Origin of the sequence: Microbacterium sp., assembly GCF_035277845.1 — a bacterium.
GTDB lineage: Bacteria > Actinomycetota > Actinomycetes > Actinomycetales > Microbacteriaceae > Microbacterium.
The window spans coordinates 1-14,479 of record NZ_DATEJS010000153.1; the positions used below are offsets into that span (position 1 = coordinate 1).

Annotated in this window: 12 protein-coding genes and 1 pseudogene; 6 read left to right on the plus strand and 7 right to left on the minus strand. The window is 73.2% G+C overall.

Annotation, left to right across the window (positions count from 1 at the left end; all coding sequences use genetic code 11):
* From VJR25_RS06600 to VJR25_RS06615, 4 genes are all read left to right on the plus strand, one after another.
* A partial coding sequence (locus tag VJR25_RS06600; RefSeq protein ID WP_324113808.1) for a DUF4350 domain-containing protein occupies positions 1 to 1,118 on the plus strand: 1,118 nt, incomplete at its 5' end.
* 49 nt (positions 1,119 to 1,167) lie between these two features.
* Complete coding sequence (locus tag VJR25_RS06605; protein ID WP_324113826.1) at positions 1,168 to 2,091, plus strand: AAA family ATPase; 924 nt, start codon at positions 1,168 to 1,170, stop codon at positions 2,089 to 2,091.
* Complete coding sequence (locus tag VJR25_RS06610) at positions 2,092 to 3,402, plus strand: DUF58 domain-containing protein (RefSeq protein ID WP_324113810.1); 1,311 nt, start codon at positions 2,092 to 2,094, stop codon at positions 3,400 to 3,402.
* Positions 3,403 to 3,478: 76 nt separating this feature from the next.
* Positions 3,479 to 4,267 carry an aquaporin gene (locus VJR25_RS06615; RefSeq protein WP_324113812.1) on the plus strand — a complete coding sequence of 263 codons (789 nt, stop codon included), beginning with the start codon at positions 3,479 to 3,481 and terminating at the stop codon, positions 4,265 to 4,267.
* A 99-nt stretch (positions 4,268 to 4,366) separates the two neighbouring features.
* On the opposite strand, the gene katG is transcribed toward VJR25_RS06615, so the two are convergent.
* From katG to VJR25_RS06630, 3 genes are all read right to left on the minus strand, one after another.
* Entirely contained in the window at positions 4,367 to 6,598 is a 2,232-nt protein-coding gene (gene katG / locus VJR25_RS06620; RefSeq protein WP_414683746.1) for a catalase/peroxidase HPI, read from the minus strand.
* A 106-nt stretch (positions 6,599 to 6,704) separates the two neighbouring features.
* Positions 6,705 to 7,133, minus strand: a complete 429-nt coding sequence (locus VJR25_RS06625; RefSeq protein ID WP_414683747.1) for a Fur family transcriptional regulator — start codon at positions 7,131 to 7,133, stop codon at positions 6,705 to 6,707.
* Between the two features lie 46 nt (positions 7,134 to 7,179).
* Positions 7,180 to 8,175, minus strand: coding sequence for a stage II sporulation protein M (locus VJR25_RS06630; protein ID WP_324113814.1), 996 nt, complete (start codon positions 8,173 to 8,175; stop codon positions 7,180 to 7,182).
* Positions 8,176 to 8,191: 16 nt separating this feature from the next.
* Between VJR25_RS06630 and VJR25_RS06635 the strand changes: the two genes are divergently transcribed.
* On the plus strand, positions 8,192 to 9,001 hold the full coding sequence (locus VJR25_RS06635; RefSeq protein ID WP_324113816.1) for an RDD family protein: 810 nt from the start codon (positions 8,192 to 8,194) through the stop codon (positions 8,999 to 9,001).
* 3 nt (positions 9,002 to 9,004) lie between these two features.
* Here the strand turns inward: VJR25_RS06635 and ahcY are convergent, their stop codons facing one another.
* Positions 9,005 to 10,462, minus strand: coding sequence for an adenosylhomocysteinase (gene ahcY / locus VJR25_RS06640; RefSeq protein WP_324113818.1), 1,458 nt, complete (start codon positions 10,460 to 10,462; stop codon positions 9,005 to 9,007).
* Positions 10,463 to 10,488: 26 nt separating this feature from the next.
* A complete protein-coding gene (locus VJR25_RS06645) occupies positions 10,489 to 10,695 on the minus strand; it encodes a DUF3499 family protein (protein ID WP_324113820.1) in 207 nt (68 codons plus the stop codon).
* Between the two features lie 35 nt (positions 10,696 to 10,730).
* Between VJR25_RS06645 and VJR25_RS06650 the strand changes: the two genes are divergently transcribed.
* Complete coding sequence (locus VJR25_RS06650) at positions 10,731 to 11,174, plus strand: hypothetical protein (protein ID WP_324113822.1); 444 nt, start codon at positions 10,731 to 10,733, stop codon at positions 11,172 to 11,174.
* Positions 11,175 to 11,188: 14 nt separating this feature from the next.
* Here VJR25_RS06650 and VJR25_RS06655 read toward each other — a convergent pair whose 3' ends face one another.
* Positions 11,189 to 12,589, minus strand: coding sequence for a DUF5719 family protein (locus VJR25_RS06655; protein WP_324113824.1), 1,401 nt, complete (start codon positions 12,587 to 12,589; stop codon positions 11,189 to 11,191).
* Positions 12,586 to 14,479 (minus strand): annotated as a pseudogene (locus tag VJR25_RS06660) (glycosyl transferase); the annotation flags it as partial. The pseudogene VJR25_RS06660 and the gene VJR25_RS06655, both read right to left, overlap by 4 nt.

Below are 14,479 nucleotides of genomic sequence, written 5' to 3' on the forward strand. Positions count from 1 at the left end.
TCGCCGGCTGGGCGGTCATCGCCGTCGTGCTCGTGGTGATCGTCGGGATCGGAGCGCTCATCACCCCGCGCAGCTCGACCTCGCAGGGCACCCTCGACCCGCGCTCGACCCGCGCGGACGGTGCCCGCGCCCTCGTGCGGATCCTGCAGCAGCGCGGGGTCACCGTCGACATCGTCACCGATGCCGCCGGCGCGCACGCGGCCCTCGCCCAGACGCCGGCGACCCTGTGGCTGCCCGACAGTCCCGCCCTGACCGTCGCCGACCTGCTGTCGCTGTCCAAGGACGCCGCCGCGACCGTCGTCGGCGACCCGGGCGCCCGCAGCGCGCGGGTGCTCTTCGGGGCCACGGTCGCGGGCTACGGCGGCGGGACGCTGACGCCCGGATGCTCCGTCCCCGCCGCGCAGCGAGCGGGCCACATCGCCCCGGGCGGCTTGTTCCACGCGACCGACGGCGGAACGGCCTCGTGCTACCGAGACGGCGACGCCGCCGGGCTCCTGGTCCGCCAGGACGGAGCGCGGCAGCTGTCGCTCGTCGACGGCACGCAGCTGTTCACCAACGCGCGCCTCGCCGAGAACGGCAACGCCGCCCTCGCGGTCAACCTCCTCGGCGCACGGCAGACGGTCGTGTGGCTCATGCCCGAAGCCGGCCGGAACGCCTCCGCCGCCGCGACGCTCGCCGACCTGACCCCGGGATGGGTGACACCCCTCATCCTGCTCGGCTTCGCCACGGCGCTGGCCGCCGCCCTCTGGCGCGGGCGGCGTTTCGGGCCGCTCGTCACCGAGCGTCTCCCGGTCACCGTGCGCGCCGCGGAGACCGCGGAGGGCCGGGCCCGTCTGTACGCCCGAGCCTCCGATCCCGCCCATGCGTACGCGCAGCTGCGCGCCGGGGCGCTCCGGCGCCTCGCACGCCTCCTCGGGCTCGGCAGCGCTGCGACCGCCGCGGAGATCGCCGACGCCGCAGCATCCGTCACCGGCCGCTCACCGGCGCAGGTCCGTGCCCTGCTGACCGCCGCCCCCGCCGACGATCGCGCCCTCGTCGACCTCGCCACTCATCTCTACGCTCTCGAGAACGCCGTGCATGCGGCGATCTTCCCGGAAGGAACCGCCCGTGACCACTGATCGAGCCCCACACGACCAGGTCGAGCACGACCAGACGCTGCGCGACGCCATGCTGCGCGTGCGCAGCGAGATCTCCAACGCGGTCGTCGGGCAGGATGCCGCCGTCAGCGGCCTGCTCGTGGCGCTGCTCTCCGGCGGCCACGTGCTGCTGGAGGGCGTGCCGGGCGTGGCGAAGACCCTGCTGGTGCGCTCGTTCAGCCGCGCCCTCGGTCTCGACACGGCGCGCATCCAGTTCACGCCCGACCTCATGCCGGGGGACGTCACGGGCTCGCTCATCTACGACGCACGCACCGCCGAGTTCGAGTTCCGCCCGGGCCCCGTCTTCACCAACATCCTGCTCGCCGACGAGATCAACCGGACCCCGCCGAAGACCCAGTCGGCGCTGCTCGAGGCGATGGCGGAACGGCAGGTGTCCGCCGACGGGGTGACCCGGCCGCTGCCCGGGCCCTTCCTCGTCGCGGCGACGCAGAACCCCATCGAACACGAGGGCACGTACGTGCTGCCCGAAGCCCAGCAGGACCGCTTCCTGCTCAAGCTCACCGTCACCGTGCCCGAGCGGGACGCCGAGGTGACCCTGCTGCGGCGGCACGCCGACGGCTTCGACCCGCTGAGCCTCGACGTGGTCCAGGCGGTCACGGACGCCGCGACCGTGGAGGCCGCGCAGCGGGCTGCGGCATCCGTGCAGGCCGACGACGACGTGCTCGCCTACGTCGTGGACCTCGCCCGCGCGACCCGGCAGAGTCCGTCCGTGCAGCTCGGGGTGAGCCCGCGCGCCACGACCGCACTGCTGGCGGCTGCCAAGGCATGGGCGTGGCTCAGCGGCTCCCCCGCGATCACCCCCGACCACGTGCAGACGATGCTCGTGCCCGCCTGGCGGCACCGCATCCGCCTGCGGCCCGACGCGGAGCTCGAAGGGGTCTCCATCGACTCGGTGCTCGCCGCCGTCGTGCAGCAGACGCGGGTGCCGATCTAGATGTTCGTCACCGGTCGCCTGACGGCCCTCGTCGCGGCGGGGGCGGTGCCGCTCGTGCTGCTGACGGTCGCGGGCGTGAACCCGTGGGCGGTCTTCGGCGGCTGGCTCGTGCTGTGCGCGGCGCTCGTGGCCGTGGATGCCGCGGCCGCGCCGAGCCCTCGCCTGCTGCACATCATCCGGTCGGCACCCGCCCGCACGCGCCTGGGGGTCCCTGTCGAGACCACGATCACCGTGCGCAACACCGGTGCGCGCACCCTGCACGGCCGCCTCCGGGACGCCTGGCAGCCCACCGCCGGAGCACCGGCCGCCCGCGCGCGTCTGCGGGTGGACCCCGGGGCGACGCAGACGCTCGTGGTGCCGCTGCTCCCCCGCCGCCGTGGCGAGCTGCGCAGCGAGTTCGTCGTCGTGCGCAGCGTCGGCCCGCTGGGGCTCGCCGGGAGACAGCGGCGGATCGTGGAGCCGGCCGCGGTGCGCGTGCTGCCGCCCTTCGCCTCGCGCCGGCACCTGGCATCCCGCATCGCCCGGCTCAACGAGCTCGACGGCGCGACGAGCGTGCAGGTGCGCGGCCAGGGCACCGAGTTCGACAGCCTGCGCCCGTATGTGCGCGGCGACGACGTGCGCTCGATCGACTGGCGCGCCACCGCCCGCGCCGGAGCGACGATGCTGCGCACCTGGCGCCCCGAGCGCGACCGGCACGTCGTCATCCTGATCGACACGGGTCGCACCTCGGCGGCGCGCGTGGGCGACGGGGTGCGGCTGGATGCGGCGTTCGAGGCCTCCCTGCTGCTCGCGGCCCTCGCCCAGCACGCCGGCGACCACGTGCACCTGCTCGCCTTCGACCGGCTGGTGCGGGCGCGGGTGTCGCGGGTCGACGGCCCCACGCTGCTGCCGGCGATGGTCGACGCGCTCGCGCCCGTGGAGCCCAGCCTGCTCGACACGGACTGGGATGCCGCGTTCGCCGCGATCCGCGCGCTCGGCGTGCGCCCCTCGCTCATCGTGCTGCTCACCGCGCAGGACGAGCCGGAGGCTTCCCGCGGCTTCCTGTCCGCCCTCCCGTCGCTCGCCGCGCACACCACGGTGCTCGTCGGCACCGCCACCGACGTCGCCACCGAGGCGGAGGCCGCGGCCCCGCCGGTGGACGCCGACGACGTGTACCGGCACGCCGCGGCGGCACGCACGGTGTCGGACGCCCGGCGGGTGGCGGGGGCCATCGACCGTGCCGGTGCCGAACCGGTGGCCGCGGATCCGAACACGCTTCCCACCCGCATCGCCGACCGCTATCTCGCGCTCAAGGCGCACGGCCGCCTCTGATGGGAGCGCGTCGTCGCTAAACTCGCCGAGCGGGAGTGTCCGTCACGTCATCCGTCCCCGATCTGAGGAGAGCTCCATGAGCGAGTCCCCGACCACCGCGCCACCGGCCGCGCCGTCCACGGGCGCAGCCCTTGTCGCCGAGGCCTTCGGCACGCTCCTCCTCGTCTCCGCCACCATCGGCACGGCCCTGTTCGCCTCCGGCTTCGGCGCCGGAACGGATGCCTCGAACAAGGGGGTCGGCTTCCTCGGCATCGCGCTCGCGGTCGGCTTGGCCGTCGTCGTCGGCACCTACGCGTTCGGCCCGCTGTCCGGGGGTCACTTCAACCCGGCCGTCACGCTCGGCCTCGCCGCGGCGGGCCGGTTCCCGTGGAAGGGGGTCGCGGCCTACATCGCCGCCCAGGTGGTCGGCGGTCTCGTCGCGACGACCCTGCTGGTGCTGGTCTCGCTGTCCGGTCCGAACGACTTCCTCACGAAGGCGGAGACGGCCGGGTTCGCCAGCAACGGCTGGGGCACGCTGTCCCCCGCCGGATTCGGCATCGGCGGTGCGATCATCGTCGAGACGCTGTTCACCCTGCTCTTCCTCGCGGTGTTCCTCGGCGTCACGCACCCCACCCGCGGCACCCGGTTCGCCGGGCTCGCCATCGGCCTCACCCTGACGCTCATCCACCTCGCGACGATCCCCGTCGACTTCACCTCGGTTAACCCGGCCCGTTCGATCGCCACCGCGGTCTACGGCGGCACGACCGCGCTCGGTCAGCTGTGGGTCTTCATCGTGTTCCCGATCCTCGGCGCGATGGTCGCCGGCTTCGCCTACAAGGCCCTGTTCGACGGCACGAAGCAGGCCGCCGCGCCGCCGGCCCTCTGACGCGAACCCCCATCGAAGGATGCGAGCCCGCATCGAATGACGCCGGAATCGGCGGATTCGATGCGGGCTCGCGTTTTCTGATGAGGGTTCGCGGGGAACTCAGACCAGGTCGAAGCGGTCGAGCTCGGTGACCTTGGTCCACGCCTTCACGAAGTCCGCGACGAACTTCGCCTCGGCGTCGTCCGAGGCGTAGACCTCGGCGACGGCGCGCAGCTCGCTGTTGGAGCCGAACACGAGGTCGGCGCGCGTGCCCACCCAGACGCGGGCGTCGTCGTCGTCGAACGCGGCGAACGCGTGCTGGCCCGGGTCGAGCGAGCGCCACGTGTGGCCGAGGTCGAGCAGGTTCACGAAGAAGTCGTTCGTGAGCTGCCCCGGCCGGTCGGTGAGCACGCCGTAGTCGGAGCCGTCCCAGTTCGCGCCGAGCACACGCAGACCGCCGACGAGCACCGTCAGCTCCGGCGCGGTGAGGGTCAGCAGGTTGGCCTTGTCCACGAGCAGGTGCTCGGCGGGAAGGCCCGATGCCAGGGCGACCGGCCCGAGGTAGTTGCGGAACCCGTCGGCGGCCGGCTCCAGGAATCCGAACGACTGCACGTCGGTCTGCTCCTGGGCGGCATCCGTGCGGCCCGGGCGGAACGGCACGACGACCTTGTGGCCCGCCGAGGCGGCGGCGAGCTCGATGCCCGCGTTGCCGGCGAGCACGATGAGGTCGGCGATCGACACGCGCTTGGCGCCGGTCTGCGCCGTGTCGAACTCGGCCTTGACCTGCTCGAGCACGCCGAGCACGGTGGCGAGCTGCTCCGGGTTGTTGACGGCCCAGTCCTTCTGCGGGGCGAGGCGGATGCGGGCGCCGTTGACGCCGCCGCGCTTGTCGCTGCCGCGGAAGGTGGATGCCGCCGCCCACGTGGTCGAGACCAGCTGCGAGATCGAGAGTCCCGTCGTCAGGATCCGCACCTTCAGGGCTGCGGCATCCGCCTCGTCGATGAGCTCGTGGTCCACGGCCGGCACCGGGTCCTGCCAGATCAGCTCCTCGGCGGGCACCTCGGCGCCCAGGTACCGTGCCGCCGGGCCCATGTCGCGGTGGGTGAGCTTGAACCATGCACGGGCGAACGCGTCGGCGAACGCCTCCGGGTCCTCGGCGAAGCGACGGGCGATGGGCTCGTACACCGGGTCGACGCGCAGGGCCAGGTCGCTCGTGAGCATTCGCGGCTCGCGACGGCCGTCGCTGTGCGCGAGGGGAACCATGTCGGCGCCGCCGCCGTTGACGGGACGCCACTGGTGCGCGCCGGCGGGACTCTGCATGAGCTCCCACTCGTACGCGAACAGGATGTGGAAGAACTCGTCGTCCCAGCGGGTCGGGTGGTAGGTCCAGGTGACCTCGAGGCCGCTCGTGATCTGGTCGTCGCCCTTGCCCGTGCCGAAGCCGTTGCGCCAGCCGAGGCCCTGCTCGGCGAGGCCGGCGGCCTCCGGGTTCACCTCGAGGTGCGTGTCGGATGCCGCGCCGTGCGTCTTGCCGAAGGTGTGCCCGCCGGCGATGAGCGCGACGGTCTCCTCGTCGTTCATGGCCATGCGCGCGAACGTCTCGCGGATGTCGCGGGCGGATGCCAGCGGGTCCGGGTTGCCGTTCGGACCCTCGGGATTGACGTAGATGAGACCCATCTGCACGGCCGCGAGCGGGCGCTGCAGGTCCCGGTCGCCGGAGTAGCGCTCGTCGCCGAGCCACGTCGTCTCCGGCCCCCAGTACACGTCGGTGTCGGGCTCCCATGCGTCCACGCGGCCGCCGGCGAACCCGAAGGTCTTGAAGCCCATGGTCTCGAGCGCCACGTTGCCGGCGAGGATCATGAGGTCGGCCCACGAGATCGAGCGGCCGTACTTCTTCTTGACCGGCCAGAGCAGGCGGCGGGCCTTGTCGAGCCCGACGTTGTCGGGCCAGCTGTTCAGCGGGGCGAAGCGCTGCTGGCCGGTGCCGCCGCCGCCGCGGCCGTCCATCACCCGATACGTGCCCGCGGAGTGCCACGCCATGCGCACGATGAGGGGACCGTAGTGTCCGAAGTCGGCCGGCCACCAGTCCTGCGAGGTGGTGATGGTCTCGGCGATGTCCGTTTTCAGGGCGTCGTAGTCGAGTTCCGCGAACGCGGCCCGGTAGTCGAAGTCGTCACCGAACGGGTTCTTCACGGCCGGGTCCTTCGCCAGCAGCCCGAGGTTCAGGCGGTTGGGCCACCAGACCTGGTTGGCGGATCCCGAGGTGGGATGCGGGTGGGCGACGGTGACCGCCTCCCCGTGCATCACCGGGCACTGCCCGGCGTCGAGCGTGCTCTCGGCGTTCTCAGTCATGTCATTCCTCTCATCGTTCTCGATTCGTTGCCCTGGCGGGCGCGGTCGAGTCTGGATGCGCGACGCTGCGCAGGCGTGTCGCCCGTCGACGGGCGGAGGTCTGGGATCAGCCGGCGGCCCGGCAGTCGGGGCACAGGCCCCAGAAGGTCACCTCGGCGGACTGCACGACGAACCCGTTCGTCGACGACGGCGTGAGGCACGGCGCGTGGCCGACGACGCAGTCGACGTCGTCGACGCGTCCGCAGCCGGTGCAGACGAGGTGGTGGTGGTTGTCCTGGATGCGCAGCTCGTACAGGCCGGGGTGGCCGGCCGGTTCGATGCGGCGCACGAGGCCGGCCGCCACGAAGTCTGCGAGCGCGTTGTACACCGACTGCAGACTGGTCCCCGGGACGGATGCCGCGACGTCGCGGAACACCGCGTCCGCGGCCTGATGCGGCGAGCGCCGCAGCGCGTCGTATGCGGCGCGGCGGGTGCCCGTGACCCGCAGCCCGGCGGACCGGAGGGTGGCATCCGTGTCCATCCGCGGTTGGGTCATGCAACCAGCCTAGCGTTCTTTTGAGTAATTCAAAAGAACGAGACGCTCATCCGGCGATCAGGCGCGGGGTTCCCGCTTCGTACTCGGTGAGGTCGCCCGTCTCCCCCGCGCGGGCGGCACGTCGACCCACGACGAGCATGTAGACGAGGAAGACCGCCAGCGCGCAGCCGCCCAGCAGCACCTTCACCGGCCACGGCCACGTCTGCGGGGTCACGAAGCCCTCGATCAGGCCGGACAGCGCGAGCGAGCACACGAGCCCGACGGCGACGGTCGCGAGCGACCGCCCTTCCTGGGCGAGCGCCTCGCCGCGCGTGCGGCGCCCGGGAGCCACCCACGCCCAGAAGATGTGCAGCCCCGCTGCGGCGGCGACGAAGATGCTGGTGAGCTCGAGCAGTCCGTGCGGCGCGATGAACTGCAGGAAGATGTCGCCCTTGCCGGCAGCGATCATCACCGCTCCGGCCGTTCCCACCCCGACGGCGTTCTGCATCACCACGAACACGGGCCAGATGCCGGTGATGCCGAACAGCACGCTCTGCGCCGCGATCCACGCGTTGTTGGTCCACACCGTGCCGGCGAACACGGCTGCCGGATTGTCGCGGTAGTAGCCGACGAACTGCTCGTTCGCGTACTGGTCGAGGGATGCCTTGTCGCCGAGGGCGGCGACCGCGGCCGGGTCGCCGGCGATCCACAGCGCGACCGTGGTCGAGATCACGATGAAGACGACTGCGACGGCGAGCGTCGTCCACCGCACGCGGTACAGGGCCGCGGGCAGCTGTCGCGCGAAGAAGCGCGGCAGCCGGCGCCACGGGTTCTCCGCGACGCCGGTGAGACGCAGCCGGGCACGCGACAGCAGCACGGAGACGTGGTCGCCCGTGGGGGTGCGTCCGGCCGAGGTCTTGATGTCGGCGAGGTCGGCGGAGGCCGCACGGTAGCGCGTGACCAGCTCGTCCACCTCGTCACCGGTGAGGCGCCGCTGGGAGGCCAGCCGGCCGAGGCGCTCCCACTCTCCCCGACGCACGGCGGTGAGCGCGTCGAGGTCCATGTGCTTCACTGTACGCATGCCCGCCACGGTGTTCGCTCAAGACGAGGTGCTCACGGGTGAAGCAGTCGCCCTGGACGTGCAGCCGATCGGCTTCTTCCTGCGGGCGCTGGGCGCCCTCATCGACGTGCTGGTGGGCATCGCGGTGATCGTGCTGCTCGGACTCGCCGCCGTCTGGGCCCTGTCGCACGGCGTGCTGCCGACGAACACCCAGGGCATCGTCACCGTCGTGGTGATCGTGCTCGGCACGGTGGTGCTGCCGGCGACGGTCGAGACGGCCACGCACGGCCGCAGCCTCGGCAAACTGGCCGTCGGCGGGCGGATCGTGCGCGCCGACGGCGGCGCCGCCGGTCTGCGGCATGCGCTCATCCGGGCCGCTGTCGGCGTGTTCGAGATCTGGCTGACCGTGGGCGCGGTCGCCGCGCTCACCGGTGCCTTCACCCCGCGCGCACAGCGGCTCGGCGATCTCATCGCCGGCACGGCGTGCGAACGCACCCGGGTGCCCACGCTGCCCGGCGGCGTCGCCCTGCTGCCGCCGCAGCTCGCGGACTGGCAGCACATCGCGGATGTGGGCCGGATGCCGGAGCGCCTGGCCCGGCGGTGCGCGCAGTTCGTGCGGCAGGCCCCCGCGATGGTCCCCGCCGCGCGCGCCCGTCAGGCGCAGCTGCTCGCCGCGGAGGTGGCGCCGTTCGTGTCGCCGCTCCCCCCGGTCGACCCCGAGACGCTTGTCCGCGGCGCGGTCGCGGTGCGCCGCGACCGCGAGCTGCGCGCGCTGCTGCTGCAGAACGAGCGGCTCGCGGCGCTGACCTCGGGTGAGCCCCGGCGCTGAGGATCAGTACCGGTAGTGGTCGAGCTTGTACGGCCCCTCGACCGGAACGCCGAGGTAGGCCGACTGCTCGTCGGTGAGGGTGGTGAGCTGCACGCCCAGCGCATCCAGGTGCAGGCGCGCGACCTTCTCGTCGAGCACCTTGGGCAGCGTGTACACGGCGGTGGGGTACAGCTCGCGCTTGGTGTGCAGCTCGAGCTGGGCGAGCACCTGGTTGGTGAACGACGCGCTCATCACGAACGACGGGTGACCGGTGGCGTTGCCGAGGTTCAGCAGGCGTCCCTCCGAGAGCACGAGGATGCTGCGCCCGGTGGGCAGACGCCATTCGTGCACCTGCGGCTTGATCTCGACCTTCTCGACGCCCGGCAGCGCGGCCAGGCCCGCCATGTCGATCTCGTCGTCGAAGTGCCCGACGTTGCCGACGATCGCGAGGTGCTTGAGGGCGAGCATGTCGTCGACCGTCACGACGCGGGTGTTCCCGGTGCCGGTGATGACGAGGTCGACGGTGCCGGCGACGTCCTCGAGGCGCGCCACCTGGAAGCCGTCCATGGCCGCCTGCAGCGCGCAGATGGGGTCGATCTCGCCGACGATCACGCGCGCACCCTGGCCGCGCAGCGCCTCGGCGGCGCCCTTGCCGACGTCGCCGTAGCCGCACACGAACGCCGTCTTGCCGCCGATCAGCACGTCGGTGGCGCGGTTGATGCCGTCGGGCAGCGAGTGCCGGATGCCGTACACGTTGTCGAACTTCGACTTCGTCACCGAGTCGTTGACGTTGATCGCGGGGAAGAGCAGGTCGCCGGATGCCGCCAGCTCGTAGAGCCGGTGAACGCCCGTGGTGGTCTCCTCGGTCACGCCCTGGATGCCGGCCGCGATGCGGGTGAAGCGCTGCGGGTCACGGGCGAGCGAGACGCGCAGTGTCTCGAGCACGATGCGGTACTCCTCGGAGGCGCCGGCATCCGCGTCGGGCACGGCGCCCGCCTTCTCGAACTCCACGCCCTTGTGCACGAGCAGGGTGGCGTCGCCGCCGTCGTCGAGGATCAGGTTCGGACCGTCGAAGCCCTCCGCCGACCAGTCGAAGATGCGGTCGGCGAGCTGCCAGTACTCCTCCAGCGTCTCGCCCTTCCAGGCGAACACGGGAACGCCGGTCGGCTCCGCGACGGTGCCGGTCGGACCGACGACGACCGCCGCGGCGGCCTCGTCCTGCGTCGAGAAGATGTTGCAGCTCGCCCAGCGCACCTGCGCGCCGAGGGCGACCAGGGTCTCGATGAGCACCGCCGTCTGCACGGTCATGTGCAGGGAACCGGCGATGCGCGCACCCGCCAGGGGCTGCGTCGGCCCGTACTCCTCGCGCAAGGCCATGAGCCCGGGCATCTCGTTCTCGGCCAGGCGCAGCTGGTGGCGCCCCGCCTCGGCGAGGGAGAGGTCACGGACGGCGTAATCGAAGGTGCGGGTGAGCGACGGCATCCCGCCATTCTCCCACGCGCGAGACGTCAGGCCTGCAGGGTCTCGTGCCGCACGACCACCCAGCCGCGCGGCACGGACAGCCGCTCGGTGTGGATGGCGCACAGGTCGTGCGCGTGCGGGTCGCCGGCGGGGCCGAGGGGGCCGATCGCGGCCATCTGGTCGCCGTAGTCGTAGGTGAGCGTCGACACGGCCTCGCGGCTGCATCCCACCTTCGAGCACTGTCGTTCACGCATCTCCCCCACCGTACCGCGTCCGTAGACTGGACGACATGATTCGGCGACGCAGGAACAGCGGGTCCGAGGTGCAGGTGCCCCGTCCCCCGCGCCACGACCGGCACGGCCGGGCGGGACGCAGCCTCGTCACCAAGCCCCCGCTGCCGCCGCTCGACAACCGCATCGACCGATTCGACCTGATCGCGGGCAGCACGGCGGAGTTCCTGCGCTCGGTCACGCCGGAGCTGCGCGACGTGCGCTACGAGTTCGCCGCGCTGCCGCTCGACGACGGCGTGGACGGCATCCTGCGCTGGAAGGTGTTCCCCGACGAACACCGCATCGTGCTGTTCCGCATCCCGATCCAGCGCCTGTCGCGCCTGCACCGCAACGACGACCTGCATCGCCGGTTCGCCGTCGAGGAGGCGGTGCTGCGCGCGTCGGCGGAATACCTCGGCGTCAGCCCCTGGGACCTCGGCCCCGGGCGCTTCCACGGCTTCTGAGCCGGATCACCCGCTCAGGGGTAGACGGTGAGCTCCGGCGAGGCGGCATCGGCGGCCCAGACCGGGAACGCCGCCACCGCATTCCGCGACGCGAACGAGACGGATGCCGCGATCTGCCCGCCGCGCGGCGTGACCTCGTAGAGACCTCCTGCGACGGCCGGCAGGCTCCGGCCGCCCCCGGGCGGGAGGGTGAGGGTCTGCGACGTCCCGCCGCGCAAGGACTGGACGGCGACCGTCTCGGACCGGGTTCCGGTGTTGACGATCGACAGCATCGGACCGGCGCCGTCGGGCACTGCCACGGTCGCCGTCGTGCGCACCGTCGGGGCGGTCGCGTTCCAGGCGAAATCGTCCCCGGTGCCGATGCCGGTCGCGCTCCACACCGACGCGACGGCGACGGCGGGGGCGGTCACCCGCACCGTGTACACGCCGGACGTCAAGCCGTCCAGCGCCACCTCGACCGGCTGCCCTGCGGTGAGCGGCACGGTGCGGGTCTGGGCGACGCGGCCGTCCGCTCCGGTCACCGTCACCGTCGCGCGGGTGTTCTCGGTGGGGGCGAGAACCCGCAGCACCGTCAGGGGAGCCGAGGATGCGTCGGAGGTGCCGGTCACGCGCACGCCCGGGATGACCTGGGTGCGCGTCGCCGCCGGGATCGCGGACACCTGGTCGACGCCGCCGGGCACGAGCGTGCGGATGATGCTCGTCTGGATCGACGCCTGCACGGGTGCTCCGGTCGCCACGACCTTGACCACCGGGCTGTCGGTGCCGAGCGCCAGGCCGGCCAGGGGCAGCACGCGCTGCGTGTGCGCGGGGACGATGACGTCGCCGCCGCCCGGCGGGGTCGTGGCGCCGTCCGGTCCGTAGACCGTGACCTGCACGGTCGCGGCGACCGCACCGGGATTGGCGAGCAGCACCAGGTCGGTCGACCCGGTCCCCGCCGACCCGCCGACGAGCCAGGACTGCATGAGACCGGGCTGGCAGGCGGATGCCGCGAACCCGCTCAGGTCGGGGGCGTTCACCTGCGCGGAGCCCGCCACGCCGACCTGCGCGGGCGTGCGACCGGCAGCCGGCGTGGTGAACTCGTACGGACCCGTGCCGCCCGACACGTCCGGGGTGTGCAGGCTCGTCTGGTCCGACGGGGCCGTTCCCGCGGGTGTCCCACCCGCCAGCTGCTGCGGGGCGGCGACGGTCAGCTGTCCGACGCTGCTCGCATCCCGCCCCAGGGCGAGGAGCGGTCCGTCGCAGGCCAGCACGTTCGCGGACGCGGGCGGCGCGACGTCCGCGGAGACGGGCGCGCTGCGGTGTCCCGGCAGCCCGGCGGCGACGGCGAAGGTCGTGCCGAGAACCGCGGCCGCGACGACGAGCACGGCGCCACCGAGGCGGAGACCGGTGGTCACGATGGTGCGCGAGCCGCTCACAGGGCGCCTCCGTTCGAGAGGGCGGGAAGGCCGACGACGCGCGGCATCCGACGTTCGCGACGCACCGACGCCACCGTGGGCACGGCGAGCAGCAGCGCGGCGGCGACCACGAGGATCTGGGCGAGCGCGATCCCGCGCGCCAGAGCGTCCTCGCCCGCCGTCGGCGCGGGCCGGGGTGTGACGGCGTCGGTGATCCGCCACAGCGTGCCGCCGCTGATCTGACCGACGGCATCCATCCCCGCGCGCTGGTTCATGACGGTCTCCGCCGACAGCGCGAGCGTCTGCGCGGACTCGTCGGAGGCCCGCGTGAGCAGCACGTACCCGATGCCGTGGGCGGCGAGCGTCCGCACCGGGTCGGCGGACCGGGAGGTCTCGATCGCCGAGCTGACGAGCGCCGTGGACAGCGTCGCGACGAGCCGGTCGGCCGCGCTCAGGCGCGTGCGGGTCGACCACACCGTGGACTGGCCGCCGAGGGTCTCGCTCTCGCCCCACACGACCCGCGCGCCGAGCTCCTCCTCGCCGAGCGGGTTCAGCACCAGGGTGCCGGTGTCGGGGTTGTCGCGCCCGACCGCCGCGACGTACGCCGGGAGGGTCGATCCCTTGCCCTCCGCGATGTTCGAGACCCCGCGCAGGTGCGCCGTCAGCTGCGGCACGGAGACGACGAGCACGGCGGCGATCACGACGAGGGCGCCCGCGCCGCGCAGGGCGCGCAGCCGGCGCGCCCGCACCGAATCGGGAACAGAGCGCAGGAGGCCGGCGTCGAGCGTGAGCACGGCCGCGGCCGTCAGCCCGGCCCAGGCGAGACTCAGGCCGCCGCCCACCCAGACCGGCACGGGGTGACCGTCGATGGACGACGCGGACACGGCGACCGCGCCCATCGCCGTCCCGATGCCGAGGATCGCGGTGAGCAGCATCAGCACGCCCACGAGCCAGCGACGCGTGAACGGTGCGAGGAGGGCGGCCACGACCACCGGGAGCAGGAGGATCGGCACCCACCACGTGACGTCCGCGAGGTGCAGGGACGTCAGCAGTCCGCCCCAGCCACCCGGGTCGGTCGTCGGCAATCCGCTCGCCAGCAGCAGGCGTCCGTGTGCCGTGTTCGCCACCTGCGGGCCCGCCCACGGCACCCCGGGGTCCGCGGCGAGCGCCCACCCCGATGCCGAGTGCAGCTGACGCCAGACGAGGGGGACGGCGAACACGGCGGCCGGCACGATGGTCCACACCACCCGCGCGGTGCCGCGCGGGCGCAGGGCCGCGGTCAGCACGACCGCGAGCACCCACAGCACGACGACGGCGGGGGCGAGCGAGGGGGCGCAGGCGAGCACGGCCAGGGCGAGGACGGATGCCGCCCCCGCCGCGGTCCACGATCGGTGCGCGACAGCACCCGCGAACAGCAGCCACGGCAGCAGCAGGTGCGCGATGACGGCGGCCGGACGCCCCTGCGACAGGGCCGCCAGCAGGGACGGGGCGAGCGCCCAGAGCACCCCTGCGGTGATCCGCAGCAGCGGGCGATCGGTGAGGCGGGTCGCGGCGAACCAGCCGCCGAACACCGCCAGCGGCAGCGCGAGCACCCAGAGCACCACGAGGGCGCGCGACGGGTTCGTCGGCGCGATCGAGCCGATCACGGCGATCACCGCGCTGAACGGATCGGCCGGAGCGACCTCGTGCATTCCGAGCGGGCGAAGCCCGTAGCCGGCATCCGCCCACAGCTGCGACACCGTCGCGTGCAGGGGCTGCAGCGCCCCACCGGCGATCGACTTCCAGGCCAGCAGCGCCGGGAACAGCGCGATCGAGGCGATGAGGGCGCCGAGCACGGCCCAGGCGCCGCCGCCGGAGAAGAACCGCAGGTCGGTGCGCGGATGCCCCTCCCGCGGCCGCTCCGACTCCCCG